Annotated in this window: 28 protein-coding genes and 2 pseudogenes; 16 read left to right on the plus strand and 14 right to left on the minus strand. The window is 68.7% G+C overall.

The window, feature by feature from the left end; translation table 11 throughout:
* The first annotated feature begins 93 nt into the window (after positions 1-93).
* The 5 genes from AB0C30_RS36845 to AB0C30_RS36865 all read left to right on the plus strand — a co-directional run bounded on the left by AB0C30_RS36845 (position 94) and on the right by AB0C30_RS36865 (position 7,398).
* Entirely contained in the window at positions 94-3,606 is a 3,513-nt protein-coding gene (locus AB0C30_RS36845; RefSeq protein ID WP_357952787.1) for an indolepyruvate ferredoxin oxidoreductase family protein, read from the plus strand.
* Between the two features lie 37 nt (positions 3,607-3,643).
* A complete protein-coding gene (locus AB0C30_RS36850; RefSeq protein WP_357952788.1) occupies positions 3,644-4,783 on the plus strand; it encodes an acyl-CoA dehydrogenase family protein in 1,140 nt (379 codons plus the stop codon).
* A gap of 1,000 nt (positions 4,784-5,783) precedes the next feature.
* Positions 5,784-6,044: a hypothetical protein gene (locus AB0C30_RS36855; RefSeq protein WP_357952789.1), complete on the plus strand. Its 261-nt coding sequence runs from the start codon at positions 5,784-5,786 to the stop codon at positions 6,042-6,044.
* Between the two features lie 414 nt (positions 6,045-6,458).
* Entirely contained in the window at positions 6,459-7,010 is a 552-nt protein-coding gene (locus AB0C30_RS36860) for a TetR/AcrR family transcriptional regulator (protein WP_357952790.1), read from the plus strand.
* A gap of 7 nt (positions 7,011-7,017) precedes the next feature.
* Positions 7,018-7,398, plus strand: coding sequence for a DUF5360 family protein (locus tag AB0C30_RS36865; RefSeq protein ID WP_357952791.1), 381 nt, complete (start codon positions 7,018-7,020; stop codon positions 7,396-7,398).
* Positions 7,399-7,492: 94 nt separating this feature from the next.
* On the opposite strand, the pseudogene AB0C30_RS36870 reads toward AB0C30_RS36865, so the two are convergent.
* A pseudogene (locus AB0C30_RS36870) lies at positions 7,493-7,615 on the minus strand (IS5/IS1182 family transposase); the annotation flags it as partial.
* Positions 7,616-7,903: 288 nt separating this feature from the next.
* Here AB0C30_RS36870 and AB0C30_RS36875 point away from each other — a divergent pair.
* Together AB0C30_RS36875 and AB0C30_RS36880 are read left to right on the plus strand one after the other, a co-directional pair.
* Positions 7,904-8,905, plus strand: coding sequence for a hypothetical protein (locus tag AB0C30_RS36875; RefSeq protein WP_357952792.1), 1,002 nt, complete (start codon positions 7,904-7,906; stop codon positions 8,903-8,905).
* A gap of 347 nt (positions 8,906-9,252) precedes the next feature.
* Positions 9,253-9,462, plus strand: a complete 210-nt coding sequence (locus AB0C30_RS36880; RefSeq protein WP_357952793.1) for a hypothetical protein — start codon at positions 9,253-9,255, stop codon at positions 9,460-9,462.
* 142 nt (positions 9,463-9,604) lie between these two features.
* On the opposite strand, the gene AB0C30_RS36885 is transcribed toward AB0C30_RS36880, so the two are convergent.
* Positions 9,605-10,495: an aminoglycoside phosphotransferase family protein gene (locus tag AB0C30_RS36885; protein WP_357952794.1), complete on the minus strand. Its 891-nt coding sequence runs from the start codon at positions 10,493-10,495 to the stop codon at positions 9,605-9,607.
* Positions 10,496-10,533: 38 nt separating this feature from the next.
* Between AB0C30_RS36885 and AB0C30_RS36890 the strand changes: the two genes are divergently transcribed.
* Positions 10,534-10,659, plus strand: a complete 126-nt coding sequence (locus AB0C30_RS36890; protein ID WP_357952795.1) for a hypothetical protein — start codon at positions 10,534-10,536, stop codon at positions 10,657-10,659.
* Positions 10,660-10,957: 298 nt separating this feature from the next.
* On the opposite strand, the gene tnpA is transcribed toward AB0C30_RS36890, so the two are convergent.
* Positions 10,958-11,374 carry an IS200/IS605 family transposase gene (gene tnpA / locus AB0C30_RS36895; RefSeq protein ID WP_357952797.1) on the minus strand — a complete coding sequence of 139 codons (417 nt, stop codon included), beginning with the start codon at positions 11,372-11,374 and terminating at the stop codon, positions 10,958-10,960.
* A gap of 66 nt (positions 11,375-11,440) precedes the next feature.
* Between tnpA and AB0C30_RS36900 the strand changes: the two genes are divergently transcribed.
* Both AB0C30_RS36900 and AB0C30_RS36905 read left to right on the plus strand, forming a co-directional pair.
* Positions 11,441-12,787: a transposase gene (locus AB0C30_RS36900; protein ID WP_357952872.1), complete on the plus strand. Its 1,347-nt coding sequence runs from the start codon at positions 11,441-11,443 to the stop codon at positions 12,785-12,787.
* A 70-nt stretch (positions 12,788-12,857) separates the two neighbouring features.
* Entirely contained in the window at positions 12,858-13,079 is a 222-nt protein-coding gene (locus AB0C30_RS36905) for a hypothetical protein (protein ID WP_357952798.1), read from the plus strand.
* 319 nt (positions 13,080-13,398) lie between these two features.
* Here AB0C30_RS36905 and AB0C30_RS36910 read toward each other — a convergent pair whose 3' ends face one another.
* A complete protein-coding gene (locus tag AB0C30_RS36910) occupies positions 13,399-14,217 on the minus strand; it encodes an MBL fold metallo-hydrolase (protein ID WP_357952799.1) in 819 nt (272 codons plus the stop codon).
* 112 nt (positions 14,218-14,329) lie between these two features.
* On the opposite strand from AB0C30_RS36910, the gene AB0C30_RS36915 reads away from it, so the two are divergent.
* Positions 14,330-14,938, plus strand: coding sequence for an XRE family transcriptional regulator (locus AB0C30_RS36915; RefSeq protein WP_357952800.1), 609 nt, complete (start codon positions 14,330-14,332; stop codon positions 14,936-14,938).
* A 193-nt stretch (positions 14,939-15,131) separates the two neighbouring features.
* On the opposite strand, the gene hemE is transcribed toward AB0C30_RS36915, so the two are convergent.
* From hemE to AB0C30_RS36930, 3 genes are all read right to left on the minus strand, one after another.
* Positions 15,132-16,211, minus strand: a complete 1,080-nt coding sequence (gene hemE, locus AB0C30_RS36920; protein ID WP_357952801.1) for a uroporphyrinogen decarboxylase — start codon at positions 16,209-16,211, stop codon at positions 15,132-15,134.
* Positions 16,212-16,352: 141 nt separating this feature from the next.
* A complete protein-coding gene (locus tag AB0C30_RS36925) occupies positions 16,353-17,456 on the minus strand; it encodes a winged helix DNA-binding domain-containing protein (RefSeq protein WP_357952802.1) in 1,104 nt (367 codons plus the stop codon).
* A complete protein-coding gene (locus tag AB0C30_RS36930) occupies positions 17,453-18,316 on the minus strand; it encodes an NADP-dependent oxidoreductase (RefSeq protein WP_357952803.1) in 864 nt (287 codons plus the stop codon). The genes AB0C30_RS36925 and AB0C30_RS36930 overlap by 4 nt, the downstream gene beginning before the upstream one ends.
* Before the next feature lie 92 nt (positions 18,317-18,408).
* On the opposite strand from AB0C30_RS36930, the gene AB0C30_RS36935 reads away from it, so the two are divergent.
* Positions 18,409-19,377 (plus strand): YafY family protein, encoded by a 969-nt coding sequence (locus AB0C30_RS36935; RefSeq protein ID WP_357952804.1) that lies wholly within the window; start codon positions 18,409-18,411, stop codon positions 19,375-19,377.
* 139 nt (positions 19,378-19,516) lie between these two features.
* On the opposite strand, the gene AB0C30_RS36940 is transcribed toward AB0C30_RS36935, so the two are convergent.
* Positions 19,517-20,422 carry a UTP--glucose-1-phosphate uridylyltransferase gene (locus tag AB0C30_RS36940; RefSeq protein ID WP_357952805.1) on the minus strand — a complete coding sequence of 302 codons (906 nt, stop codon included), beginning with the start codon at positions 20,420-20,422 and terminating at the stop codon, positions 19,517-19,519.
* Positions 20,423-20,617: 195 nt separating this feature from the next.
* Here AB0C30_RS36940 and AB0C30_RS36945 point away from each other — a divergent pair, with 195 nt between their 5' ends.
* Positions 20,618-21,079: a hypothetical protein gene (locus AB0C30_RS36945; RefSeq protein WP_357952806.1), complete on the plus strand. Its 462-nt coding sequence runs from the start codon at positions 20,618-20,620 to the stop codon at positions 21,077-21,079.
* Here the strand turns inward: AB0C30_RS36945 and AB0C30_RS36950 are convergent.
* Positions 21,067-21,270, minus strand: a complete 204-nt coding sequence (locus AB0C30_RS36950; protein ID WP_357952807.1) for a hypothetical protein — start codon at positions 21,268-21,270, stop codon at positions 21,067-21,069. The genes AB0C30_RS36945 and AB0C30_RS36950 overlap by 13 nt on opposite strands.
* A gap of 71 nt (positions 21,271-21,341) precedes the next feature.
* Between AB0C30_RS36950 and AB0C30_RS36955 the strand changes: the two genes are divergently transcribed.
* On the plus strand, positions 21,342-21,557 hold the full coding sequence (locus AB0C30_RS36955; RefSeq protein ID WP_357952809.1) for a hypothetical protein: 216 nt from the start codon (positions 21,342-21,344) through the stop codon (positions 21,555-21,557).
* Between the two features lie 136 nt (positions 21,558-21,693).
* Here AB0C30_RS36955 and AB0C30_RS36960 read toward each other — a convergent pair whose 3' ends face one another.
* Positions 21,694-22,200, minus strand: coding sequence for a hypothetical protein (locus tag AB0C30_RS36960; protein ID WP_357952810.1), 507 nt, complete (start codon positions 22,198-22,200; stop codon positions 21,694-21,696).
* A gap of 464 nt (positions 22,201-22,664) precedes the next feature.
* Here AB0C30_RS36960 and AB0C30_RS36965 point away from each other — a divergent pair, with 464 nt between their 5' ends.
* Positions 22,665-23,465 (plus strand): UbiA family prenyltransferase, encoded by an 801-nt coding sequence (locus AB0C30_RS36965; protein WP_357952811.1) that lies wholly within the window; start codon positions 22,665-22,667, stop codon positions 23,463-23,465.
* A gap of 169 nt (positions 23,466-23,634) precedes the next feature.
* On the opposite strand, the pseudogene AB0C30_RS36970 reads toward AB0C30_RS36965, so the two are convergent.
* From AB0C30_RS36970 to AB0C30_RS36985, 4 genes and pseudogenes are all read right to left on the minus strand, one after another.
* Positions 23,635-24,012, minus strand: a pseudogene (locus AB0C30_RS36970) (transposase); the annotation flags it as partial.
* A gap of 206 nt (positions 24,013-24,218) precedes the next feature.
* Entirely contained in the window at positions 24,219-24,596 is a 378-nt protein-coding gene (locus AB0C30_RS36975) for a MerR family transcriptional regulator (RefSeq protein WP_357952812.1), read from the minus strand.
* A gap of 148 nt (positions 24,597-24,744) precedes the next feature.
* Positions 24,745-25,461 (minus strand): NADPH-dependent F420 reductase, encoded by a 717-nt coding sequence (locus AB0C30_RS36980; protein ID WP_357952813.1) that lies wholly within the window; start codon positions 25,459-25,461, stop codon positions 24,745-24,747.
* 84 nt (positions 25,462-25,545) lie between these two features.
* On the minus strand, positions 25,546-25,734 hold the full coding sequence (locus AB0C30_RS36985) for a hypothetical protein (protein ID WP_357952814.1): 189 nt from the start codon (positions 25,732-25,734) through the stop codon (positions 25,546-25,548).
* A 172-nt stretch (positions 25,735-25,906) separates the two neighbouring features.
* Between AB0C30_RS36985 and AB0C30_RS36990 the strand changes: the two genes are divergently transcribed.
* The gene (locus AB0C30_RS36990; RefSeq protein ID WP_357952815.1) at positions 25,907-26,635 is read left to right on the plus strand and encodes an AAA family ATPase; all 729 of its coding nucleotides are present in this window, start codon (positions 25,907-25,909) and stop codon (positions 26,633-26,635) included.
* The last annotated feature ends 10 nt before the right edge of the window (positions 26,636-26,645 follow it).

Below are 26,645 nucleotides of genomic sequence, written 5' to 3' on the forward strand. Positions count from 1 at the left end.
GGGCACTCCTCGGTTTTTGATGGAAAGAACCATAGCGAAAGAGGCCGAGGCCGCAAAGGTTTTGCGTCTTTGTCGTGTCTTCTTGGCCGATACTTGCGCGATGCCCGCCCGCGTTGCTGTGCTGGGGTCTCCACGAACCCCAGGGAGGCCCGCATGAGCGTCACCCTCGACGACAAGTACACGGCCGCGGACGGTCGCGTGCTCATGTCGGGCCTGCAGGCCCTCGTCCGGCTGACGCTCGAACAGCGCCGCCTGGACCAGGAGCGCGGGCTGGACACGCGCGTGTTCGTCTCCGGCTACCCGGGCTCGCCGCTGGCCGGCGTCGACCTGGAGATGGGCCGGGCCGCCCGGCTGCTCGACCCAGCGGGCGTGGTCGTCCGTCCGGCCCTCAACGAGGAGCTGGCCGCCACCGCCGTGGCGGGGACCCAGCTCCTGGAGCGCCTGCCGGGCCGGCGGCACGACGGCGTGACCGGCTTCTGGTACGGCAAGAGCCCCGGCCTCGACCGGGCCGCCGACGCCATCCGCCACGGCAACCTGGCCGGCACCGCCGCGCTCGGCGGCGCGGTGGCCTGGATCGGCGACGACCCCGGCAGCAAGTCCTCGACCGTGCCCAGCACATGCGAGCCGATGTGCCAGAGCCTGTGCGTGCCGCTGCTCGCGCCCGGCTCGGTGGCGGAGATCATCGAGTTCGGGTTGCACGCGGTCGCCCTCTCGCGCGCCAGCGGCCTGTGGACCGGCCTGAAGATCGTCGCCGACCTGGCGGACGCGTCGGCCACCGTCGACCTCGGCTCGCTGCGTGACGGCATCCCGGCCCCGGACCACCCGAGCCGCCCAACGCCGGCCGCCCTGGTCGGCCCGGCCGCGCTGGACGCCGAGCACGACATGCTGACCCGGCGGCTCGACCTGGCCCGCGACTACGCCCGCGCGCACGGCCTGAACCGGGTGGTGGCCGGCTCGTCGCACGCCCGCCTGGGCATTGTCGCCTCCGGCGCGTCCTTCGCGGTGGTACGCCGGGCGCTGGCCGACCTCGGGCTGGACGAGGCCGCGATCGAGGACCTGGGGCTGCGGCTGATCCGGCTCGGCATGCCGTACCCGCTGGCGCCCGCCGACCTCGCCGCCATGACCGCGGACCTGGACCGGGTGCTCGTGGTGGAGGACAAGGTGCCGTTCCTGGAGGGGCAGCTGAAGCAGGCGCTCTACGACGTCGCCCGCACCCCCGCTGTCGTCGGGCGCGAGTTGCTCACCCCCCGCGGCACGCTCGGCGCGGAGGACGTGGCCAAGGCGCTGGCCTCCTTCGCCGACACGCTGCCGCGGGCCACCGTCCACCTGGCTCCCGCCCGGAAGCCGCAGCCGCGCCGCCTGCTGCCGGTGGTCGCCGCGCGCACGCCGTACTTCTGCTCGGGCTGCCCGCACAACACCTCCACCCGTACGTCGGACAGCACGCTGGTCGGCGTCGGGATCGGCTGCCACGCCATGATCGCCCTGGACGGCGCCGGCCGCGGCAACCAGGTCGGCCTCACCCAGATGGGCGGCGAGGGCGCCCAGTGGATCGGCCTGGCCCCCTTCACCGACGACCGGCACTTCGTGCAGAACCTCGGCGACGGCACCTTCCACCACTCCGGCTCGTTGGCCGTCCGGGCCGCCGTCGCGGCCGGGGTGCGGATCACGTACAAGCTGCTCTACAACGACGCGGTCGCCATGACCGGCGGGCAGCGCGCGGAAGGCCGGCTCGACGTGCCCGCGCTGACGCGGTCGCTGGCCGCAGAGGGGGTCCGCCGGATCGTGATCACCACCCCCGAACCGGAGACCTACCGGGGTGTCCGGCTCGCGCCGATCGCCACGGTTCGGCACCGCGACGGGCTGGCGGCGGCCGAGAAGGAGCTGGCCGAGCTCGACGGGGTGAGCGTGCTCATCCACGACGACCGATGCGCGGCCGACGAACGCCGGCTGCGCAAGCGCGGCAAACTGCCCGTACCCGTGGAGAAGGTCGTGGTCAACGAGCGGGTCTGCGAGGGGTGCGGCGACTGCGGCGAGGTGTCGACCTGCCTGTCCGTGCAGCCCGTCGAGACCGTGTACGGCCGCAAGACCCGGATCCACCAGCCGTCCTGCAACTCCGACCTGAGCTGCCTCAAGGGCGACTGCCCATCGTTCCTGCTGGTCAAGCCGGGCAAGGCGCGGCCAGCCCCGGAGCTTTCGGCGGATCGTGGACCACGGCCGATCCAAGCACTCGGTGCACGGCCGGTTCTGGAGCTTCCGGTGGAGCTGACCGAGCCGATCACCCGATTCCCCGGCCGTGAGGTGCTGCTGCGGATGCCCGGCATCGGCGGCACGGGCGTCGTGACGGTCTCGCAGATCCTGCAGATGGCGGCCCACCTCGACGGCCTGCACGCGGCCGGCCTCGAACAGACCGGCCTGGCGCAGAAGGGCGGCCCGGTCGTCAGCGACGTCCGCATCTCCCCGCACCCGATCGCCGGCTCCCCGAAGGCGTCGCGCGGCACCGCCGACGTACTGATCGGCTTCGATCTGCTCGGCGCGGCGGCCGACACGAACCTGGCGGTCGCCGCGCCGGACCGTACCGTCGCCGTGGTCAGCAGCGCCGTCGTGCCGACCGCCGCCATGGTGACCGGCCGCGTCACCGTACCGGACTCGCCCGCCGACGCGATCACCCGCGTCGAGTCGGCCACCCGGAGCGCCGACAACCTCTACCTCGACGCTCACGGGCTCGCCGAGGCGCTGTTCGGCGACCACATGCCCGCCAACATGCTGCTCGTCGGCGCCGCGTACCAGCACGGCTGCCTGCCGGTGTCCGCCGAGGCCGTCGAACGGGCCATCCGGCTCAACGGGGCCGCGGCCGAGCAGAACCTCGCGGCGTTCCGCTGGGGCCGGGCCGCCGTCGCCGACCGCCAGGCGGTGCTGGCGGCCGTGGAGACTCCCGCTCCGCAGGCCGAGACGTTCGAGCAGGCCCTGGCCACGCGGATCGCCGACCTGACCGGCTACCGCGACGCGGCCTACGCCGCCCGGTACGCCGAGGACGTGCGCCGCGTGGCCGCGCTCGCCGCCGACCGCGCGGGGGAGGAGGCCGCCGCGCCGATCGCCCTCGCCTACGCCAAGGGGCTGCACAAGCTCATGGCCTACAAGGACGAGTACGAGGTCGCCCGGCTGCACCTGGACCCGGCCGAGCGAGCCAGACGGGAGCGGGAGTTCGGCGCTGACGCCGTCGTGTCGGTGCTGCTGCACCCGCCGCTGCTGCGCGCGCTGGGCATGAAGCGCAAGATCAGGTTGCGCCGCTCGGCGAACGTCGTCTTCCGCGTGCTGCGCGCCGCCAGGTTCCTGCGGGGTACGCCGTTCGACGTGTTCGGGTACGCAGGAGTACGCCGCGTCGAGCGGGCGATCATCACCGAGTACCGTGACCTGATGCGTGACGCTCTCGCCCGGCTGAGCCCGGCGACCGCCGACGCCGTGGCCGCGATCGCGGCGCTGCCGGAGGCGGTTCGCGGGTATGAGGACATCAAGCTCGCGCGGGTCGCGGAGTTCCGCGATCGCGCCAGGACCGCCCTCGCGCAGCTGAGCGAGCCCACCGGACCCCGCTCTCTGGAGAGAACGTGACCGTCGACCGCTTGCTGCCCAGCCCTCTGGAGAGAACGTGACCGTCGACCGCCTGCTGCCCACCCAGGACGCCGAGGACCTCATCGCCCTCACCCGGGACATCGCCGACAAAGAGCTGGCGAGCCGGGTCGATGAGCATGAGCGGGCCGAGACCTATCCGGAGGGCCTGTTCGCCACGCTCGGCGCCGCCGGACTGCTCGGCCTGCCGTACCCGGAGGAGTTCGGCGGCGGCGGCCAGCCGTACGAGGTCTACCTGCAGGTGCTGGAGGAGCTGGCGGCCCGCTGGGCCGCCGTCGCGGTGGCCACCAGCGTGCACACCCTCGCCTGCTTCCCCGTGGCCACCTACGGCACACCCGAGCAGCGCGAACGCTGGCTGCCCGACATGCTGGCGGGCCGGCTCGTCGGCGGCTACAGCCTGTCCGAACCCCAGGCCGGATCCGACGCCGCCGCCCTGACCTGCAAGGCGGAGAAGGTCGAGAACGGCTACCGGATCACCGGCAACAAGGCGTGGATCACCCACGGCGGCAAGGCCGACTTCTACGCCCTGTTCGCCCGCACGGGCCAGGGCAGCCGGGGCATCTCCTGCTTCCTGGCCCCCGGCGCGGCCGACGGCCTGACCTTCGGCCGCCCGGAGGAGAAGATGGGCCTGCACGCCATCCCCACCACCAGCGCGCACTGGGACGGCGCCGTCATCGAGGCCGACCGCCTGCTCGGCGAGGAGGGCCAGGGCCTGCCCATCGCCTTCAGCGCCCTCGACTCCGGCCGCCTCGGCATCGCGGCGTGCGCGACCGGCCTCGCCCAGGCCGCACTGGACGCCTCGGTCGCCTACGCCAAGGAACGCCAGACATTCGGCCGCAAGATCATCGACCACCAGGGTCTGGGCTTCCTGCTCGCGGACATGGCGGTGGCCGTGGACAGCGCCCGCGCCACGTACCTGGACGCGGCCCGCCGCCGCGACGCCGGCCGTCCGTACGGACGACAGGCCAGCGTCGCCAAGCTGGTGGCCACGGACGCCGCGATGAAGGTGACGACGGACGCGGTGCAGGTGTTCGGGGGGTATGGGTACACGCGTGAGTTTCGGGTGGAGCGGTACATGCGCGAGGCGAAGATTATGCAGATTTTCGAGGGCACAAACCAGATCCAAAGGCTGGTGATCAGCCGCGACCTGGCCCGCTGACCCTGACCTGTCTCGCGCCCACCCGTTACCCGATTCGGTGGTTGCCCGTCTGATGCCCGCCCCGCCAAAAAGGGCCTCCGCTTCGCTCCGGGCGCTCTTTTGGGGGCGCCTTCGGCGCACAACGGGCTTCGCTTGGGGGCGCTTCGCGCCTTTCAGGGCTCAGGCGTTGCTTCCAGTCGGGCCAAAGCCCCGACCCCTGAAGGACCTCGCTGCGCTCGGACGCCCCTTCCAGGCAGGCTTCGCCTGCATGGCCCTTGTTGACCGTGGCCGACCCGAGACGGATAGCAGGTGCGAAACTCGCGATTGTATGCAGTCCGCGGTCGTCCTCTCCAAGGAGCGTCGTAGAGCCAGACGCTGCCCAGATCCCAGACCTTGGACGTTCGTAGCTTTGCCACCCGCCGCAGCGGTGTTTTCCAGGCACCCACTCGGTCTGCCAGTTCCCGCAGCTCAGTCGACGCGGGATCCTGCATCGACAACAGATCCGACGCGAGTTGCCGCACGATCTGATCTGTTCCGGAGCGATGGCCTCATCCTCAAGGAGCTGGGCCACCGCCTCATCAACCTGACGACACTGCGCATGCGCGCGAGCCAGATCAACGGCCAGCCGCGCCCGCCGCTCCGCCGACAGCGTCGAGGCGTTTACTGCGGCTCCGACGCGCAGCGCGTGACCGGCCTCGCCCACTTCCACCGCCACGGCCACCTCATGCAGCGCGACGTTGGCCGGTCCGAACTCGGTGTTGTCATCATTGCGCCCTTCGCCAACCCGCGCCGCCATCTCACGGGCTCGCGACAGGTGCTCTTAGGCGACGTCGGCTTGATTCAGTCGGGAGGCGGAGGCGGGGATGAGGGCTCTGGCCCGCGCTAAGAGGGCTTGTCACGGCCAGGATCCCTCGCGTCGCCGCACAGCTGACGGAAATCCGCGCAACGGAACTCGGCCGGAAGCAACAGAGAAGAGACACAGAAGCCCCGGCTGCGAGGCTCTCTGTGCAATCGAGAAAGGATGAGTGACTTCAGGATGTGGAACAAGGTGAGGAATGTGGCGGTCGCGGTGTCGGCAGCGGCCGCCGTCGGCGCGTTCGTACCGGCTCCGGCCAGCGCCGACGTCTGGGAATACGTCGCGGCCTATCCGCTCACCACTGCGGGCTACAACAAGTGCATGGTCGAGGGCAAGCAGTGGCAGGGGAGTTGGCGGTGCCGCAAAATGACGGGTGAGCACTGGTCGCACAAGAAGTCGGACTACCATCTCGAGATCCTCAAGTAGCGTCTCGCGCTACGGCTTCCTGGCCACGCCGGAGCGGGAGTTCCTCCCCGGGGGCGAGGGGCCAGGGATGCGCTCGTCCGGGTGCCATTCGGGGGAGTGCACCACGCTGGGCTTCCTCAACCAGGTGGCCGTATCGCCGGCGCCGTGGGCGAGACCGAGACTGTGCGGGCCGTGCGCCGTCGTAACGATGCCAACTCGGTTGCTCACCGTAGGCGGGGCGGCTGGACGATCGGCTGCCGAGGCCGCCCAGGCGGATGCCTCACCAGTGGAGATCGGTGACACACGTCATCGCATGGCGCAGTGCTTGAGAACCGGCACGTGAGGAAATAGTCCCTGCGCCCCAGGTCTCACCGGGGCCCTGCCGGCCACCTCAACAAAAGCAAACTATACCGGTTGGCCGGTATAGTTTCCTTTGTGCCTCGTCTCAGTTCGAAAGAGCGACTGCTCGACGCCGCGGCCGAGGTGCTGCTGTCCAAGGGGGCCGAGGCCTTGACGCTGGAAGCGGTGGCCCGGCAGGCAGGCGTGTCCAAGGGCGGCTTGTTCTACCACTTCCCCACCAAGCAGGCACTGGTCGCCGCCATGGTCGACCGCCTGATCAAGGCCTTCGACCAGGCACTGGCCGAGGTGGGCGCCGAGCCGGGCGACTTCCTGCGCGCTTACCTGAACGCGACGATCCCCGAACACCACACCGCGACCAACACTCCGGCCGACCGGGTGACCGCAGCACTGCTGGCCGCGGTGCTCGTGGACCCGGCAGGTCTGGCGCCGCTGAGAGAGCGGTTCGCTGCTTGGCAGGCCAGACTGACCGACGACGGCATCGATCCGGCTGCGGCGACGGCGGTACGGCTGGCCATCGACGGCTGGTGGGCGGCCAGGCTTCTCGGCCTCGGCGAACCAGACGCAGCACTGCACGAACACACCAGGCGCTACCTGATGGAGGCGATCGACCGTGCTACGCGCCACTAAAGCGTTGATGCTGCTCACGGATCTGGCATTCGTCGTCTACTTCACCATCACCGGGCTGGGTGCGATCCCGCCCGAATGGGCGTTCGCCGACTACACCAACCCGGTAATGGCCGACTGGAACTGGTCGTTTCTCTGGATCGACCTGCTGGCCAGCGCCACCGGCCTAGCCAGCCTGTACCTCCTGCGCCGAGCGTCGCGGTCGGGTCCAGGCCTGATGCTGGTCTCGCTCGTGCTCACCATGGCGTCCGGCTTGATGGCGATCGCGTTCTGGACCCTGCGCGGCGACTTCTCACTGGCCTGGTGGCTGCCGAACCTCTACCTCATGCTCTTCCCGATCCCCGCGATCGTCTGCCTGACGCAGCCACGACCACACTTCACCGCCTCATAGAGCTACAGGCCTCAGCCGACGCGGCCTTCCGGTGCCCGCGCAGGCGAAGCGCGCACGCCGCCGACCCACCACCGTTACGGCTGGGCGGTCCGGTCTTCTCCGGGATCGTGCAGGTGATACCGCTCCTGCGCAAGTAGGCGCGGCGGGAACGGGAGCCGTACGCCTTATCGGCACGGACCCTGCCGGGACCCGTGCGCGGGCGTCCCGGTCCGAGCCGGGCACACTGAGTGAGCAGAACGCGGCGATCGACGGTCGGCACAACACCCGCGCCCAACCGAATGTCAACGGCCAAGTGCTCCGGTTCTGGCTAATTTCCGGGATTCCTGCCAGACCCAGGATTCACCCGTCGTCGGCACATGAGTTCGGGAATGATGTCGTTTCCGGCGACTCCATGCACTTGGATCAGCTGATGCCTCGGCTACCACAGATCAGAGGCTGCTATCGAATCGTTGAGACATGAGAGGGGCACTTGGTCGTTTTCGCATGCGCGGGGTGTGGTGCCGTTTTGACCGCGAAGGTGTCGCGGGTCGCGCTTCCCGACCACGCCGATCAGAAGTACGGCCACGACTTGCTCCCCGCACTTCTGGAGCCCGGAACGTACGCGGTGCATTCCCAAGCCTCCGACCCGCCATGGCGGGTCTGGGAGGAGGCGGCAGCCGGTGGCGTGTACCTACAGGTGTATTCCCTGCCGTATGGACCCTCGGGGATCATCGGGATCGCGCCCGGCGATGTCCGACGAACCGTCCTCATCCGAGAGCGCTGTGATGGCTGCTGCTGTGGCCTGGACGGCCGGAACGGCGCCAACCTCGCGTGTGTGGAGTGCGGGCGTGCGGTGGCGACCCGCATTGATGACTGCGGGTTCTGGCAGGTGGTGTGGCTGGATCCGAGTGCCGTACGACCCGTCTGCGTCGATGGCCCCGCGTGCACGGTGGTCGGCTGGGAGGCGCTGCGGACGGCCTATCCGGCCACACCGCCCGTTGAGCAGCCCGGATGGTGGAGCCCACGGTGGGAAGCAGCGGTCGCGGTGGCGTTGGCACACCTGTTGGCGTTGTCAGGCGGCCAGCGGATTGCCGTCCCTGACGGACCGGTCGCCGAGGCTTTTCGCAAGGCGCTCGACACGCTGCTCCCTGCAGGCCCGTCGGCACGGAACCTCGTCTTGGCCGGGCCTGGCCTGTCCGGCGTGACCGCGGATATCGCCCTGGTGCCGCGGCATCCGCAAAGCGGCGAGGTGTGGCCGTGCGGCGCGGGAGCGGTGGTGCCGCTGGCGGCTGACGTGTGGACGTACATGGCCTTCAATGACGATCGGCGTCTTACCCTCGCGGCGGCAGGGATGCCCGACATTGTCCGCCGCGACGATCCGCCGCCACGGCTGCCATGGAGGCCCTTCAGACCTGATGTAGGCGTGTTCCTCCACACGCTGGCGCGGCTACCGGCGGCTCGTGAGCCGTGGTTGCGCGCTATCTACGACCATGTGGAAGACCGCCGATACAGCTTGCCATGCTTCTAGGAGCCAGCGGGGCTCCAGGCGCAGGAGTATGTGCCCTTGCGGTATCTCGGCCTCCGCTTCGTCCCGTGCGGCCGTTCCTCGTTGTGGAACTGGATGGAACGCCCTTGCAGTGAGGGGGGCCTGCGGCGATCACGACATTCGCGCTGAGCCGACCGGCCGCCGCCCTTCCCCTCAGCCAGGCGATGTGCGATCCCCGCGGTTTCCCGCTTACCGCGAGTTCGGCCGTGTACGTGGGCCTCCTCGATAACCCGGTCTTCGTCGACGTTCCGGCTACGACGACAGTAAAGGTGGAGGTCACCGCGGACGTCTCCGTTGAGGCGGGTGCCGAGATGCGACTCACTTACAGTTTGAACGACTCCCTTAAGTCGGAAGGGGCGTTCGGACCGGCCAACTTCGCCAATCATCAGGAGTTCGCCGAGACTCGATCGACCTTCGCCTTGATCACCGTGGGTCCTGGAAGGACCAACATCAGGCCGGTGATCAGGATCAACGGTCCCGCCGGCAAGACGGGCTCCGTGCTCCACCGATGCGTCTCGGTGGAGGCCTCGACCAGCTGAGTGCCGATCCGCGGCGCCGATCAGCCGGTGAGGCATCACCTCGCCGCGCTCCTCCGGCCGGACCCGGCCCAGCGCGGCCGGCCGGAGGAGATCCGCGACAACCTGACCGCCCGCATCGCTGAGGCCGAGCAAGAAGTGTGCGTCAAATGCCCTTCAGAACACGATCAAGTGCCGCCCGGCCCGCAGGTCCCCAGTGCGGCTTGCCGCCGGGAAGGCCCCGATCTCCGTTCTGCCCCATGAGCATCAGGAAGAGGCTCTTCATAGCGGCCAGCCCGCGGGCGCGCCGGATCGCCGCCTCGTCCGCATGCCCGTACATGTCGAAGAACCGTGCGGCCGTGCCCGCGGGTAGCAGCACCCATGCGGCGGCGAGGTCCCACGCCGGATCGCCGGCGAACATGCCACCGAAGTCGATGATGCCCGAGAGCGTTCCGTCTGAGACGACGACGTTCGCGGGATGGAGATCGCCGTGCACCCAGACCCGCGGGCCCTCCCACGCGTTGGCCGCGACGGCGTCATCCCAGACGTCCCGGACGTCGGCAGCGATGTCGTCGAGGGCAACGGCCTGGAAGAAGTTCTCGAAGCCGACCGTGCAGTTCCTGGGATGGGCACCGCGGTCCGTAGCGATCGGCGCCTCGGCGGGCGCCTCCACATGGAGCGCCTGGAGGAAACCCGCCAAAGTGTCGGCCGCGTGGGCGCCGCGGCTGATCGAGCCGTGGTCCAGCGGCTCGCCGGGAACCCACGTCATCACGGTCCAGTGCTTGGGGAAGCGCTCGGACGGTTCGCCGAACCGCACCGGGGTCGGCACCGGGAGCGGCAGGCGCGGGGCCAGCACGGGTAGCCACCGCCGCTCCTTGAGCTGGAGCTCCGGGCTGGGGTCCATGCGCTGCATGCGCACGGCCAACTCGTCCCCGAGGCGCCACATTTGGTTGCCCCAACCGCCCACCACCTCACGGATGGCCAGCCCCGCAAGGTCTGGATGTTGCTCCTGCAGCAGGTCGCGGACCAGGTCTGCGGTGATCTCGATCTCGGTCATGCGAAGTCACAGTACTGAGGCGGCAGGCGGAGCGGGAGGTGAAACCTGCCCAGCTCGACAACCTCATTGCCCGGCGCTCGGCGGCGGTCCACCTGGGAATGCCGACTCTTGCCGACAGCGCGATCCGCACCACCACGTCGACGGGCCGCAGCACCCAGTCCTGAATATCCGTGGTCGTCGCAAACCCGCACAGCCTCCGCTCCTCCCCAGGCGCACTGTGTTCGTCTTCCCTGCCGGTGAGCGAGCTGAGACCGTCGCCTCACTTGATCAGCTCCTGCCTCAACAGAGCGGACCGTGGACGCTGGACGGCAAGCTCTACATCGACATCGACGATGAGCAGACCGGTTACCGAAGGTCCGCAGAAAGCCTCGGCCTTCAGGCCGGGGATGAATGCGGTCCCCCTTTGGGGGATGGCCCGCCGTAGGCGGGGCATCCCGGAGCGCGGAGCGTGGATTTGGAGCCTCAGGTGGGGTGGCGTTGCTGTTCGATGTACGCCTTGATGATCGATAGGGGCGCTCCGCCGCAGGAGGCGGCGAGGTAGCTGGGTGACCAGAAGGGGCCGTGCATGATGGCGGGGTTGATGCGGCCGGTGAACTCCTTGCGCAGGTAGTGCGAGGAGACGCCCTTCAACGAGTTGACGAGTTTGCTGATCGCGACCTTGGGCGGGTAGTGGACGAGCAGGTGGACGTGGTCGTGTTCGCCGTTGAAGTCGCGGAGTTCGGCCTCGAAACTGTCGCATACCTCGATCATGATGTCTTCGCAGCGGCGCAGTATCGCGTTGTCGAACACATTTCTGCGATATTTGGTGATAAAGACCAGATGGGCGTGCATCGCGGAAACCACGTGTCTGCCTCGTCGATATTCCACTTCCTGGCTCATAGACCAGACGATATTGTTTTCGAGTCGGGGAGACGAGAGTGGCGCCTGGGAGAGGGGGTGTTGCGCATGTTGGCGGGCCGGAAGTACCGCCTGGAGTTCGACTCCGGGCAGCAGGCGTTCGCCGAAAGGCTGGGCGGCATTTGCCGGGCCGTGTGGAACACCGGCCTCGAACAACGGCGGCAATACCGGCGGCGCGGAGGGTGGATCAATTATGCCGAGCAGTGCAGGCAACTCGCCGAGGCGAAGAAGGACCCGTACTGCGACTGGCTCGCCGACGCCCCCGCCCAGGTGATCCAGCAGACCCTCAAGGACCTGGACCAAGCGTGCCGCACGCATGGCACGTGGAGAGTGCACTGGAAGTCGAAGGCGAAGTGGCGGCCCTCGTTTCGCTTCCCCACCGCCAAGCACCTGCCGGTGGAGCGGATCAACCGCAGGTGGGGGCGAGTCTTCCTGCCTAAGTTCGGGTGGGCGCGGTTTCGGATGTCGCGCCCGCTCGGGGGAAGCGTCAAGTCCGCGACCGTGTCCCGGGACGGCAAGCACTGGTTCATCAGCTTCCTGCTCGACGACGGGATCGCCGAGCGTGAGGAACACGCCTGCCCTGGCTGGGTGGGCGTGGACCGGGGGGTGGTCACGGCCGCCGTGACCTCGGACGGGGAGTTCTTCGACCGCCGCCACGCCGGAACCGGCGGTGTCTCCTCCCGGCAGCCGCCACGGGAGACGAAACGGGAGACGAAACAGGACCGGCAGGGCGACCTCGGGTATGTCACGCCCGGCCAGGCGGAACGGTATCTGCGGTTGCAACGCCGACTCGCCCGCACGCAGAAGGGATCGAGGCGCCGCAAGAGGGTCAGGGCTGCGATGAGTGAGGTCATGCGGCGAGTGCGGTGGCGGCGCGCTGACTTCAACGCCCAAGCCGCGCACCGGCTCACCCGCGCCTACGGGCACGTGGTCATCGAAGACCTGAACACCAAGGGCATGAGCACGGCCGTCAAGCCCAAGCCCGACCCCGACCGGCCGGGCAGGTTCCTGCGCAACGGCGCGGCGGCGAAATCCGGGCTCAACACGGCGATTCTCGACAAGGGCTGGTACGGGCTGGAAGTCGCTCTCCGCTCCAAGGCCCGCTACACCGGCAGCGTCATCCATAAGATCAACCCCGCGTACACGTCCCAGACGTGCCCGGAACCTGCGTGCGGGAAGGTGGACGAGAAGAGCCGCAAGAGCCAAGCGATCTTCTCCTGCACCTCTTGCGGGCACACCGAGCACGCCGACATCATCGGGGCGAGGAACATCAAGAGCAAAGGACAGGCGGCCGGGCTGGTCGTCTCAGGGCGTGGAGACCCACCCGGGTCCGCGAAACGTCAAGCACCCCGTCCCACAGCGCGGACCGCGCAAGCGGCACGAGCTGCCGCATAGCGGCACGGGAATCCCCGCCCCTTCAGAGCGGGGAGCAGGTCAACTCTTCTCCGATTGGGATCCCGAGGACGTGGCGGTCCTCGAAGCGGCGGTCGGACACCACCCCACCTGGGCAGTGCAGATCGACATCTCCGGACGGATCGACGGCACCGCAGAGGTTCACCAAATGGTCGCGCTGCTGCTTGAGCACGGAGGCGTGGCAACAGATGACTACTCCGTCCACCCCTGGACCCTGCAGGAAATCAAGTCTGAAACAGTGATCGCCTACCACGAACTCAATCGCGAGCATTGATACTCCGGAATCGATCAGCATTCAAAGCGTAAGTTCAAAGAAGCGTGTGTCCGCTGTCCGATGCTGCGGATCGACCTGGCCCAGGGTCCCCGTCTGCCGCAGAGCGAAGACGACACCCGCGAACGCCTGGCCGAAGCCAAACGCATGCGGTGGCTCGGCGAGCTGGTCTTCACCAACGAGGTTTTACAGCGCTTCGAGGCCGAGCCGGCGGCCCTGAACAAGGCGGATAGCAGCGTGCTGAGGCCGAACCCCTTGCCAGACGGCATCCGGTCGACCGGCCTCCGAGGAGGCCGGCGCGGCCCGGAGCCGACAGGCTCGATCAGCCGATCGGTGGTGCGAGGTATTCCAGCGCATAACCGTCGCCGGAGGGGGTTACGCGGGCGATGCCGGGTGAGTCGAGGTGGGCGCCGGCTACGAAGTGGTGTGGTCGGGTCAGTTGTTCGAGGAGGGCCGCTCGCGCGGCGCGGGCCTGCGACTGGTTGCCGTCGAGCTCCCAGGACACGTTCGGCTGATCGAATTGGAGCGTGGGAACGTGAACGGTGTCGCCCCAGGCGAGAAGGTGGCCGGTGCCGCTCCTGACGTCGTAGACGGTGTGACCGGGTGTGTGGCCTGGTGTCGGGATCGCGGTGATCCAGTCGTTGATCGCGACCCTCTCCGACACGGGTACGACCCGGTCGCGGATCGGCTCGAGCCGCCCCGTGAACACCGAGGTGTCGCCCGCGCCGATCCACACGCGCTCGAGTTTGGTGAACGCCTCTGAACCGTCCGGCGCGATCAGGCCGCTCACGTGGTCTTCGTGTTTGTGGGTGATGGCCACATCGGTGACATGCGCGCGGTCGATTCCCGCTTCGTCGAGCGCGTCGTAGATCAATCCCATGGTGGGGTCGTGCCAGGCGTTGGACGCGCCGGTGTCGATGAGAACCGACCGTGTGCCGTCGGTGACGAAGAAGGCGTTGACCGACAGCCGCAAGTTGTCGCCGGCCAGCGGAACGGCGGCTGGCAGCTCATCGAGCGTGCGCCCATCCTCGTCGCGAAGCCGTGTCGGCGGCATGTCGATGTACCCGTCTCGCAACGAGATCACCTGCAGATCGCCGAATGCGAACGTGGCATGGAGCTGGCCACTCGAGATCAAACGCATGGAGCCTCCGTCGTGTTGGGCGCACATCGCGCCTCTCCGATAGAAGATCTTATCTTCTTTAGGAGAAACCCTACACTGTGGGCAGCGAGGTACCCAACGATCAAGGAGCACGGTGGTCGAGCAAGACGGAAACGCGCCCGAATCACAGCACGGTGACGACCTGGCCGGCGCGTTCGGCGGTAACGTGCGGCGACGCCGCGAGGAGGCGGGCCTGACGCTGGAACAGCTGTCCACACAGTCGTCGGTCAGCCGGGCGATGCTGTCCAAGGTCGAACGCGGTGAGAAGAGCCCGACGATCGGCGTCGCGTCCAGGATCGCCCACGCGCTCGACGCGTCGCTCTCGGACCTGATCGGTGCGCCGGCTGCTGCCGCGTCTGGTGTGGCCATTGTCATGCGTAAGAACGATCGCCCCGTTTTCCGTGACCCGGAAACCGGCTTCGAGCGGCACATGGTGTCAGCGGCCCCGGGCGCGGGAGGAGCCGAGATGGTCGTCCACTACCTCCCCGCGCAGGTCTCTACCGGGCTGCTGCCCGCATATCCGCCGGGTACGGAGAAACAACTCGTGGTGCTCGAAGGCATCCTCACCGTCGCGATCGGCGGGATCAGCGAGACCCTGAACACAGGCGACTCCCTGTTCTTCCAGGCCGACGCGGACCACGGCTTCGCCAACCGAACGAACGCTCCCTGCGAATACATCATGGTCATCTCGCGCAGAACCTGATCGGCCGCAGCTTGCGGGCCTGGACAAAGCCGGCTAGGGCATCGCCGCACTCACGGCATTCTCCGGAAAAGCCGACTCGCGAGCAGCTCCGCGACGTGTCGGTACCCATGCGGCTGACCGTCGGCGGCCAGGCACCGACTGGCCCGGCGCTGCTCGCCGACTGGCTGCCTTCTAGCCGACGCGTTCAGGCTCTCTACTGCGTCAAAGCCGCGGACCAGGACCGTACCTGCTGGGCGAGAGCGGCCACATGCTCGGGAGGTGTGGTCTTGACGATTCCGTGTCCGAGATTGAACACGAACGGGCCACCACTGAGCGCGTTCAAGATGCGCTCTGTTTCCGCGTGGAGTGCGGGCCCACCCGCGACCAGGAGCTGAGGGTCGAGGTTGCCCTGCACGCACCGGCCGAGTTCTTGCTGCACCTTCCGCGCGGCCCACTCCACAGGCACTGCCGAGTCGAGCCCGACGCAGTCCACGCCGGTCGCCTCGGCGAAGCCGTTGTAGGCAAGCCCCGCGCCGCGCGGAAAGGCGATGATGGGAACACTCGGATGCTTCGCCTTCAGCGCCGCGACGATGGCGGCGACCGGCGTGACGCACCAACGCTGGAACAGCGGGTCGGGGAGTATTCCGGCCCAGCTCTCGAAGAGTTGGATCGCTTCGGCACCCGCCTGAATCTGACGGTCCAAGAACTCGATGGTGGCCGCCGTGAGCAGGTCGATCAGGGGTTGGAACCCCTCCGGATCGCTCAGCGCCCACTGCTTGACGATGGAGTGCTCTGAGCTGCCACCGCCGCGCCCTTCGACCATGTAGGTCGCGACCGTCCACGGCGCACCGGCATAGCCGATCAACGTGATCTCGTCAGGCAACGCGCGAGTGAGTCGTCTGACGGTCTCGTAGATCGGGGCCAGTTCTTCGTGCAAGCGGGAGGCGCTCAAGAACTCGGTGATGTCCGAAGTCGAACGGATCGGGGGCGTGAGGACGGGGCCGTCACCGACCCGGTACTCCAAGGTCTGCCCCAACGCCGCCGCGATCTGGGGAAGATCCGCGAACAGGATCGCGGCGTCGAGCGTGAAGCGGCGGAGCGGTTGCAAGGTGACCTCGACCGCATGCTCGGGCGAATTGCACAGCCCCACCATTCCGCCCGCAGCCTCGCGGACGTCGTGGTACTCCGGCAGATAGCGTCCGGCCTGCCGCATGAGCCAGATCGGTGGTCGCTCGGTGCGCTCGCCCGCGAGCGCGCGCAACAGCAGCTTCTTCGGTCTCGCCTCGCCCGCCACGTGATCGACGTCCGACTCTTCCCGCATATCGACGCTCACGCGCCTCCGTCCTGCCCAGATACGCGAGCCCCGACCGGCCCGATCAGCACACGCGCCCCTACAAGTGAAGGTGTGCGCTACCACCCTATCTACGCCCACTACCTAGATCGACAGACTGGTGACGGCCGGGCTGCTGTAGGAGACGTTCTTGCCTCCCACGAACGGCAGCAGGCGCTTCGTCTCCTGTTCCAAGGCCGCCTGATCGATCGCGGACAGCGGGCGGAACGGCGTGATGAGCAGGGTGTCACCTTGGAGGGACCAGGTTCCGTGCACGTGGCCGTCCACCAGGAAGGTGGGCCGTACTCGTGCCTGACCGGGCATCACGCGCTTTCGGTCCTCGTGGCTGATGATGCGGGTCCGGTCGGCGTGGCCGAGCAGGGCGTTGTCGAAGGCGGGCAGCAGTCGTACGGGGGCGGGCGTGTCGGGGTCGGGCAGTTCCGCGTCGGCGACGTCGATCAGTTCCCTGCCGTCGGGGTCGCGGTAGTGGCGCAGTTCGGCGCGCATGCCGGAGACGATCTCGCCGAGGCGGGTCAGCCCGGACCAGGCCTGTACGTCCATGATCCCGGCTGGGCCGAATGCTGCCAGATAGCGGCGGATGAGGTCCTTGGCGGTCGCCGGGGCCATGGGCTGGCCGAGCCAGGTCTCGGCGGGCGTGACGGAGACGGCCGATCGGGTGCCCCAGGATCCCCATGTGCCGGCGGCGGGGTTGTGGATGAGAGGGGTTCTGAGCTCGACCTCCCCAGCGAGGACGCGCCCGTCGCGGCCTGGGTGGCGTTCGGCCAGCCGCCGGGCCAGTTCCTTTCGCGGTGTCGTCTCGCCCGCCAGCAGCTCAAGCCCGGTGGCGACCAGTGAGGCGGTGTCCAGGCCCGCGTTGTCGCGGGCGAAGTACGCCGAGCGGGCGGTGCGGTCGAGGACGGGCTGCAGCAGCGGCCGCAGCCGGCGGAAGTCGTCGGCCGCGGCGAGGTGCTGGGTGCTGCGGAGCAGACCGGAGCGGACCACCTTGCGGTCCTGCAGCAGTGTGGTGAGCTGGGCGTGGGTGAAGCCGCAGATCCTGCTCCACAGCCCGACGTAGGGCCAGTTCGGCTCTTGCGCCTGCAGCGCGACCAGGCGTCCGATCACCTCCAGCGGGGTGTGATCGGTGCGGGCCAGCAGGAACTGGCGGCCCAGCAGGGCCCGGTTCAGGACCCTGCTCGAGAGAGTTCTCATGACAGCCGCACCGAGACATTGCCCCGGTAGGAGCCCTGGAGCAGGGACAAGAACGCCTGCGGCACGTCTTCGACCCCGCCCTTGATGACCGTCTGCGGATAGACGAAGCGGCCCTCGCCCAGCCAGGCGCTGAAGTGCTCCCGCCAGGCGGCGATCTGGTCGGGGGTGTGGTGGCAGGAGAACGGCAGCAGCTGAATGCCGCTGGCCTGGGCCGCGGCATGGTCGGGCGCGGGGAAGCGTTCGGCCGCGTCGCCGAGCTGGCTGGACAGCGAGCCGCACAGCGCGAAGCGGGCGCCGGGCCTGGCCGCCTGCAGCGCGGCCTGGTACTGCTCGCCGACCTTGGCGGGGCTGCCGGCGCTGCCGATCACCCGCGCCGCGCCGAGGCACTTGGAGATCTGCCCGGCCAGTGAGCCGACCCCGCCCGCCGCGCCGGAGACGAACACCACGTCGCCCTCGCCGACGCCCGCCACGTCGGCCATCCCGTAGTAGGCCGTCGGCCCCTGACCGAGGTAGTAGCCGGGGTCCGCGACGGGATCAAGCTTCATGTACTGGGCGGCCGGGCCCGCCGAGTACTCGCTCCAGCCGGTCATCGACTGGACCAGGTCGCCAACCGCGAGCTCGGAACTGTCGGAGCGGACCACGGTGCCGATGGTCGCCACGCCCACCCGCTGCCCCGGCTGCCAGGCCGGGACCGGGATGGTGCAGTCGGCCCGCATCAGCTCCAGATAGGTCGCGGCCAGCCCGATCTGGTCGGTGCGCACCAGGACCTCGCCGTCCACCTCCGTCTTGGCGACGGTGAAATGGCCGAGCGTGGGGGCGCCGGTGATCTGGGCGGTCAGCTGGATCTCACGGGTGATCATTCGTCTGTCCTCACCTCGGGCGTTGCCGTTGAGATCGACTCTAGAAAGACTTCCGGCCACTTTTTGACCGGAAGTCGGGCAAGGATGGGGGTATGGCGAACACCAGCTCACGGACCCTCCGACTGCTCTCGCTGCTGCAGACCCACCGGCACTGGCCCGGTCTGGAACTGGCCGACCGGCTCGGTGTCTCCGAGCGGACCCTTCGCCGCGACGTGGACCGGCTGCGCGAGCTCGGCTACCCGGTCGGCGCGGCCCGGGGCACCGACGGCGGCTACCAGCTGGCGCCCGGCGCCGTGCTGCCGCCGCTGCTGCTCGACGATGAGGAGGCGGTGGCGCTGGCGGTGGGCATCGGCGACGCGGCGCAGAGCGGAATCGCCGGTATGCAGGAGGCGTCGCTGCGCGCACTCACCAAGGTGGTACGGGTCCTGCCGCCCCGGCTGCGGGCCAGGGTGGACGCCCTGCGGGCGATGACCCTGGCCGTCGCCGCCTCCGGGCCGATCGTCGCGGCGGAGGTGCTCACCGCGGTCGCCCAGGCCTGCCGGGACGAGGAGCGGCTGCGCTTCGGCTACACGGCCAGGGGCTCGGCACCCACTGAGCGCGAGGTCGAGCCGCACCGCGTGGTCGCACTCGGCGGACGCTGGTACCTGGTGGCCTACGACCTGGGCCGGCACGACTGGCGCAGTTTCCGCCTCGACCGGCTGACCGAGCCGGCCGCGACCGGCACCCGCTTCCGTCCACGCCCGCTCCCGGCCGAGGACGCCGCGGCCTTCGTCCAGGCGGCCGGCGGAGCCCCGGCGCCGTACACGGTCCAGGCGCTCGTCCACGCCCCCGCGGCCCGGGTACGGCAGGCGGTCGGCCAATGGGGCACCATCGAACCGCTCGATCAGGACCGCTGCCGGATCACCATGACCTCGACCTCCCTCGACTGGCCGACCCAGGCCCTGGGCAACGTGGGCGCCGAGTTCGAGGTGCTGGGACCGCCGGAATTCGCCGCGCACGTCCAGGAATGGGGCGCCCGCTTCATCCGGGCCACCCGCTCGGGCCAAAGCCCCGACCTCTGAAGGGCCTCACTCCGCTCGGACGCCCCACCCAGGCAGGCTTCGCCTGCACGGCGCTTGTTGAGCTTGGCCGGCCCGGCATGGATGGGAGGTGCGACCTCACGATTGTGGGGCGTCGCCATTTCCAGACAGGGGGCGCGGATCAGGGGCGGTGGTTGTCGCTGAGGTCGCGGGTGAGGCGGCGCAGGAGCGGCCCGTACTCGGGGTGTGCCAGGGCGGAGGCGAACTGGGCGGTGAGGTAGTCCGCTGGGTTGCCGGTGTCGTACCACCGGCCGGAGATGACCTGCCCGTATACGACGTGGCTGCTGGCGCAGGCGTTGATGGCATCGGTCAGGTAGACCTCGCCGATGCGGTGCTCGTACCAGCGCTTGGTCTGCTCGCGCAGTTCGTCGATGATGGCGGGCGTGACGATGTAGCCGCCGATGGCGGCGTAGGCGGAGGGGGCGTCGGCGGGTTTGGGCTTCTCGACCAGGCCGGTGATCCGCAGCAGGCCGCGCTCGAGGTTCTCCTGGACGACGGGCACGCCGTACCGTGCGGAGTCCTGCCGGTCGATCGGCATCAGGGCCAGCACCGGGCACCTGGTCGCCTCATAGGCGCGGATCAGCTGCTGGGCGCGGGGCACCTCGGCCACGAATACATCGTCGGGCCACAGGACGAGCATCGGCTCGTCGCCGATGCCGTGCGCGGCGTTCAGGACCGGGGTGCCGTTGCCGTACGGGCCGTGCTGGTCGAGGTAGGTGATGTGGCCTTGCCGGGAAAGCTCGGCGACCTCCTCCACAGCGTCGGCGTAGGCGCCCTTGCCGTCGGCGCGCAGCTGCTGCACCAGCGCGGGGTTGGGCCGGAAGTGGTCCTGGATCAGAGACTTCCCGCCGGAGACGACGATGGTGATGTCCGTGATGCCGGACGCGATCAGCTCACGGACGGTGTGCTCGATCACCGGCTTGTCGCCGACCGGCAGCATCTCCTTGGGGATGGCCTTGGTCAGCGGCAGGAGGCGGGAGCCGAGTCCGGCAGCGGGGATCACCGCCCTGCGGATCGTCGGTCGCATCAAGTCTCTTTCCGTTGAGCGGGTACACCGCGCCGGCCAGCACGACACGGTCCGACACTAGCAACGCTCTCCAGCTCGTAGTCGTCCACGTCGTCCAGCGTGGTCCGGTCAAGTCCGAACATGTCCCGGGCGGCGATCTGGACGGCCAGGGATCTGGGCGAGGCGTAGTTCTGCTCTCGCTCCCATCTTTTTTCTGTGGATTCCTACGGCAATGGCCCAGGACGACAATGCCCGGCGGATGTCCGGCGGATGCCCTGGCTGTGTTCACCCTGGCGAGGCAGCATCGAACGCATAGGTACCAAGAACCTGCCGCAACGCAAGATCGAGGGGAGAGAAATGATCCGCAAGGCGCTTGTCACGATGTTCCTCATGACGTTACTGGCCCTTTTTGCTGGCACATTCCCCGCCAGTGCCGGCGTCGGCGAGTCGGCCTTCGCCAGTTCTTCTCAGGTAACGAGCGCTCCGCAGAACGCTCTGCTCGCCAGTTGTTCTTCTACGCCGCCGCCATGGTGGTACAACTACAGCACGGCATTCACCGGCACCAACAACTGCAACAAGTGCATCGAGATGGGAAAGGTCTGGAACGCTAGCGGCTACCAGGCATATTGCTGGGAAGTCTCGGATTACCGGGTCGAGCTCTGGCTCTACCATCCATAGAAACCCACCCGGGAGAGCCGCAACCCCTGTCCGGGCTGCGGCAGCGCCCGGCCGTTGTGAAACTCCAGCAGTCGGCACGCTTGCACGGAGCGCGATGCCGTGCCGATCGTCGCCGTGGCGTTCCGGCGGGACCGGCCCACGGTCACGGCATAGTAGACGCCTTCGATGTACCCCTCGACGACGCGGTCCACGGCTCATGCTTCTTTCTGGCCGGCGGCCGTGTCGTCGTTGGGGATACGTCAACGTAGGTGGCGATCGTGCTGTGCGCACCACCGCGCGCCAGGTCGGCCGACGCCGGATCCCGCATCTACCGCAGATCCGACGCGAGTTGCCGCACGGCCCGATGGATACGGATCCGCTCAGGCGTGATGCTCTCCGCCTCCAGCAACTAAACCACCGCCTGATCCACCTGACGACGCTGCGCATGCGCTCGCGCAAGATCCACCGCCAGCCGCGCCCGCCACTGGCCGAGGAGTGATGGCTGGTCGCCGAAGTTCGCCCCGGTCGACTACCGCGAGCGGCACGCTGTGAAATGCGGCATCAACTGCCTCAAGAGGCATCGCGCATGGCCAGCTACGAGGCGACCGTCCTCGTAACGGACCGCCAACGAGCGGCTAGGACCCACCGCTCTCAATCAGCAGGTCCACGTTCCACTTCTCGGGCAGCTCACTGCCGCAGAAGACACAGACGAAGTCGCTCTCACGCACGATGTTGTGCTCCTGGCACCCAGGACAGCGTCGGAACACCACTTCGTGCGTGAAACCGGACGGCCGTCCGAGCCCTACACAATCGAGAGCCTGGGCGACCGACGGCCAAGAGTTAACGTCCGGGCAGTACCCGGTTGAATGGTTGCTGACATCGCCCACGACCCATCTGCCTGCCTCGCGGGTGAAGCTGATCTCGCCGGCGCTCAGGACCGATCGTCCGCCTGCACAGGCCACATGCTCGCTTCGTCGCGGCGCCAGCCGAAGCACGCCGTCCGCGCCGACCACGAAGGTGAACGGCTCAACCAGCTCCGCCGCGGAACGCTCGGCGACCCAGTTGTCGAAATCAGCCGCAGAGCCGATCCGGCAGCCGCCGCTGCCAGGCCGGAGCGTGGCCTTAAGATCGGCCGGTCCCACGTACCGATAGTTCCACCCCCGCATGCTCACCTGAGCCAACCTAGAACACTTCCGATACCACGCCCTAGGCGTAGCGGCGTTACCGCGGGTGGATTCTCTCGCGCACCAACCCTGTCCTCATCCACCGTCGGCTCTGCCGCATATCGGTCGTGACGAGATTGGGGAACGGAGATTGACGAAGACGAGAAGACGATAAATGCCACCGACCTCGCCGGGGCAGGGCGGCAGTCCACCCGGCCGCCTTGCTGCGCCCGTACGGATGGGTTTTACGCAATTGTCGTTCTGCGGGTGATCAGCGCTGTTGCGGGTCTGGCCACGCCGCATTGCGACCGGCTGGCATGGAACGATCCACGCGAGAGCGACCGTTGGCTCATCGGTAGCTCCGCGCGTGGCGGCGAGGGCGTGCTCCACGCTGGGGTACCAGTGCAGGTGCCGCCAGGCGTGGCGAGTTCCAGCAGGCGAGCGTGTGGCGAGAGGTGGTGCTGGCATGGCGGTGCAACGTCACCGACCTGACGGCCGCGGTGATCCCAGGAGTGCTGGCGTCCGCCGCCGCGTGGCGCGCGTACGCGCTGCCCCTGGCGGAGCTGCCGTGGGTGCTGGCCAAGGCCTTGGTCTACTTCTGGCTGATTTTGTGCGTTCACACGCTGTCCAACCAGGCCAGCGGGGTTGCCGAAGACCAGGTCAACAAGCCCTGGAGGCCGATTCCCGCCGGGTTGATGACCGCGCGCGGTGCCTGGGTGCGCTGGGGGTTGGCGGTCGCGGCGTTCCTGCTCGCCGGGGCGCTGATGGGAATCCTGGCCTGGACGGTGCTGTGGGTCGCGATGGTGGGTCTGCGAACCTACCGAGGGCTGATGCGCCATTGGTATGTGAAGAATCCGGCGATCGTGGTCGGTGCGTGGGCGTTGCTGGCAGCCGGCTGGCAGATCGCCGGGCCCCTTACCCCGCGCGCCTGGCCGTGGGTCGCCGCGGGGACGGCGTACTGGCTGGTGGGGTTCGTGGAGGACCTGCGAGACGTGCCCGGCGACCGGCGTTGCGGGCGGCGGACGCTGCCGATGGCGGTGGGGCAGTGGCCGGTGCGGCTGGTGGCCGCCTGCGCGTTGGCGGCCCTGCCGGTGGCGGCCGCGTGGCTGACCCGCGATGTCGCCGCGGCCGGATGGTGGGTGTGGGCAGCAGTCCTGGCCGGGGGCTGCTGGTGGGTCGCCCTGCGGCTGACGGTCCTGCGCACGGCACGGCAGGACGCCGCCACCTATCAGCTGTACGCCTGACCTGGTGCTGGTTGGTCAGCGGACCGCTGGTTCTGGGATGACCCGTCCCCCGTGGGAGCGGCTGCGAGGAAGGCCCACATATGGAAGGTGCGTCTCGTCATGGTCCGGTACTGGTGACCGGGGCGTCCGGCGGCATCGGCCGGGCGACCGCCCTGCTGCTGGCCCGGCGGCTGTCGTAGCTGCCGCGCTCGGCCGGGTTGGAGAAGGTGGTGCCGGGCAGTTCGTGCACCATCTGCATCATCGCGCCGATCAGCCGCTCGATGATGCCGCCGAAGTGCGGCATGCCCTTCGGCCGGTACGTCAGCGGGATGCCGTGCTGCGCGCAGCCCCGGCGCAGCGCCTCGCTGCGGAACTCGGCGGCGTTGTCCACGTAGATCTCGTCCGGCTTGCCGCTCATGGGCCAGGCCACCCCCTCCACGCCGAGCCGCTCCAGCCACGGCCGCTTGTCGCACACCATGCGTGCCAGGCACAGCCCGGCCGACAGCGCCGAGGGCGCCTCCAGCATGACCATCAGGCCGATCACGCAGCGGCTGCCCACATCGATCGCGCCGCCGCCGTGTCCGCGGCCGCTGACCCCAGCCGCGGCTGATCGGCCGGCGGGCCGATCACCTCCGCCCGGCGGACCGCCACGTCCCATGCCTCATCCGGGGCGGTCAGCACACCCCGTTCGATTTAGGAGCGACTGTCGGTGGCCGGGGTGAAACATGAAGGCCGGTCAGCCCTCGCAAGATGGCGGGCCTGATCGGATGCCGGTCAGGTGGGGTTCATGGGTGGGGCGCCACGCATGGCCTCCTGCGTGGTCGTGATCAGAGCGTCCAGGGTCTGCCGGGTGCGGGCGAGCTCGTCCGACTGGGCGTCGATGCGGTCGCGCTCCGCGGTGAGCTGGCGTAGTACCGCCGGAGGGCAGCGCTCCCCGGAGTCCTTGACGTGCGGCAGCAGCGCGGCGATGACCTTGCCGGTCATTCCGACGGCGAAGAACTGTTTGATCAAGAGCACGCGGCACACAGCGTCCTCGTCGTAGTGGCGCTGCCCGCTCGCACTGCGCCGGCTGGCGAGCATGCCCTGCTCCTCGTAGTAGCGCAGGGAGCGCACGCTGGCCCCGGTCCGCTGCGCGAGATCACCGATCCGCACGGCCACCTCCATCCCGGATTGCCTCGCACATCGATGTCAGGTTTAGCGTAGCGGCGTGCCCCACGAGCCCCTGGAGGTGGTTTCACGTTGCCCGCATGACCCGGCGGCTTCGCCACGGCGCGCCAGACAGGAGGCCTTGGTGTGAGCTTTAGAAGGTGCGTTCGGCGACCCTCACCCGCTGGCTCGCCTGCAACGCGGCGCGAAGCTTGTCGGCCGGCAGCGGCGCGGCGGGGGCCTGGAGTATGCGCTCGACCGGTACGTCGGGGTCGGCGAGGTAGATCTGGGTGTAGGCGCCGGACTCGGGCTCGAAACGCCAGCTCTCGCTCAGAGTTCCGGCGTCGACGGTGTCGAAGCCGAGCCGCTCGATCAGCTGCGCTGCCCGAGCCTTCGCGCCGGGGTCGTCGCCGGCGATGGGCAGGGCGCTGCGGTCCGGGGCTCCGGTGGGCCGGGCGAGCTGCGGGATGTGGTGGGCCAGGATGTTGTTGAACGCCTTGACCAGCAGGGCACCGGGCAAGAGCTGCTGGGCCAGCTCGGTCGTGGTCACCTTCTCGGCGTCGAGTTCGGCGATCCGGCCGTCGCGGAAGGGGTAGTAGTTGCCGGTGTCCAGCACGGTCCGTCCCTGCAGCAGCTCGGCGGGCACGGAACCGTAGGCGGTCAGCGGGATGCTGAGCAAGGTCGCCTCGCCAGCGCGGGCAGCTTGCTCCACGGTGCCTGCCGTGGCTCGCGGCCCCAGTTCCTCGACCAGCGCAGCCAGGCTCTGCGGGCCACGCGAGTTGGCGATCACCACGTCGATGTCCGCCGCCACCGCCAGCCGCGCGACCGCCGAGCCGATCTTTCCGCTTCCGATGATTCCCAGAGTCGACATCGCCGATTCCTCCCTCTACGTCGTGGCCTCCTCCGAGCCCATACACCCGTGAACGTATCGGCCACCCTGGGCCACGTTAAGACCTCACATCAATGTCAGAGGCAAATCAGCGGTGCGCGATGGAGCGGCGCGGTCGATGATCCTTTCCGGGCCGATGGCGGAAAGGCAGATGCGCTGTGCGCGGCGCTTCTGGGGGTCCTTGGCTTCGCTCCGGCGGCGACCGGCCGGCATGAACATCGCGCCACACGCCGCCATCCCCGCGGCGATAAGCACCAAATATCCGTACTGAACGTCCTCGACGCCCCGACGGCCGTCTGCCGCAGCGGTCTGCTGCCGCGGCGCATATTCTCGATCGTGCCGCCCGGAGTGGTGACCACCCAACTCTTGTCAGTCCGGTACGCGCGCACGCGGCCCGGCTGATCCAGCCCGCAGGAAGGCATCAGCCGTGTTGCTCACCCAGCTAACTGCCCGCAGCCTTCCACCAGGTTGGGCCGCGACGCTGCCGCCTGTTCGCCACCTGGCGGAACGAGGTCTCGAGCTCGCCGCCCCTGTGGCCTTCATCGTCGGGGAGAACGGCTCCGGAAAGTCCACCATCATGGAAGCGGTCGCCGATGTTTGCGGCCTCAACTCGGAAGGCGGCAAAGCCGGCACCAAGTACGCCAGCACCGGACCCGCCACCCCCTTGGGGGAGGTCCTTGACGCAGACCTCACCGCAACGGGGCTGCGACTGCTTCACGGCCCCCGCCTCAAGCGGCGGGCGTTCTTCTTCCGCGCCGAAACACTCTTCAACCTGGGGCAGAACGTGTCTGGCCGGTATGGATTCTGGGAGAACGACCTGACGGAGCAATCCCATGGGGAAGGGTTCTTCACCGTTCTTGAGCGTATGGTGTCGGGGCCGGGGCTCTACCTCATGGACGAACCCGAAGCCGCCCTGTCGTTCCAGTCATGCGTGCGCCTGGTAGCCCTCATGAACCGCGTCGCCGCCGAAGGCGGACAGATCATCTGCGCCACCCACTCGCCGATTCTCACCAGCCTTCCGGGGGCGCAGGTCATCGAACTCGGTGACCACGGTATCCGCACCACCGACTGGGAAAAGCTCCAGTTGGTGGACCACTGGCGACGATTCCTCGCCAAACCCGATTTCTATCTGAGGTACGCCCTGGATCAGGACTGAGACGCTTAAC

Origin of the sequence: Nonomuraea sp. NPDC048901 (assembly GCF_040649695.1) — a bacterium.
In the GTDB taxonomy this organism is placed as follows: domain Bacteria; phylum Actinomycetota; class Actinomycetes; order Streptosporangiales; family Streptosporangiaceae; genus Nonomuraea.

Bases quoted from the DNA above. Each gene is read 5' to 3' on its own strand.
- AB0C30_RS36855 (WP_357952789.1), top strand. From the start codon at position 5,784: ATGAGTGACTTCAGGATGTGGAACAAGGTGAGGAATGTGGCGGTCGCG.
- AB0C30_RS36865 (WP_357952791.1), top strand. From the start codon at position 7,018: ATGCTGCTCACGGATCTGGCATTCGTCGTCTACTTCACCATCACCGGG.
- AB0C30_RS36885 (WP_357952794.1), bottom strand. From the start codon at position 10,495: ATGACCGAGATCGAGATCACCGCAGACCTGGTCCGCGACCTGCTGCAG.
- tnpA (WP_357952797.1), bottom strand. From the start codon at position 11,374: ATGAGCCAGGAAGTGGAATATCGACGAGGCAGACACGTGGTTTCCGCG.
- AB0C30_RS36900 (WP_357952872.1), top strand. From the start codon at position 11,441: ATGTTGGCGGGCCGGAAGTACCGCCTGGAGTTCGACTCCGGGCAGCAG.
- AB0C30_RS36910 (WP_357952799.1), bottom strand. From the start codon at position 14,217: ATGCGTTTGATCTCGAGTGGCCAGCTCCATGCCACGTTCGCATTCGGC.
- AB0C30_RS36925 (WP_357952802.1), bottom strand. From the start codon at position 17,456: ATGAGAACTCTCTCGAGCAGGGTCCTGAACCGGGCCCTGCTGGGCCGC.
- AB0C30_RS36930 (WP_357952803.1), bottom strand. From the start codon at position 18,316: ATGATCACCCGTGAGATCCAGCTGACCGCCCAGATCACCGGCGCCCCC.
- AB0C30_RS36935 (WP_357952804.1), top strand. From the start codon at position 18,409: ATGGCGAACACCAGCTCACGGACCCTCCGACTGCTCTCGCTGCTGCAG.
- AB0C30_RS36940 (WP_357952805.1), bottom strand. From the start codon at position 20,422: ATGCGACCGACGATCCGCAGGGCGGTGATCCCCGCTGCCGGACTCGGC.
- AB0C30_RS36980 (WP_357952813.1), bottom strand. From the start codon at position 25,461: ATGTCGACTCTGGGAATCATCGGAAGCGGAAAGATCGGCTCGGCGGTC.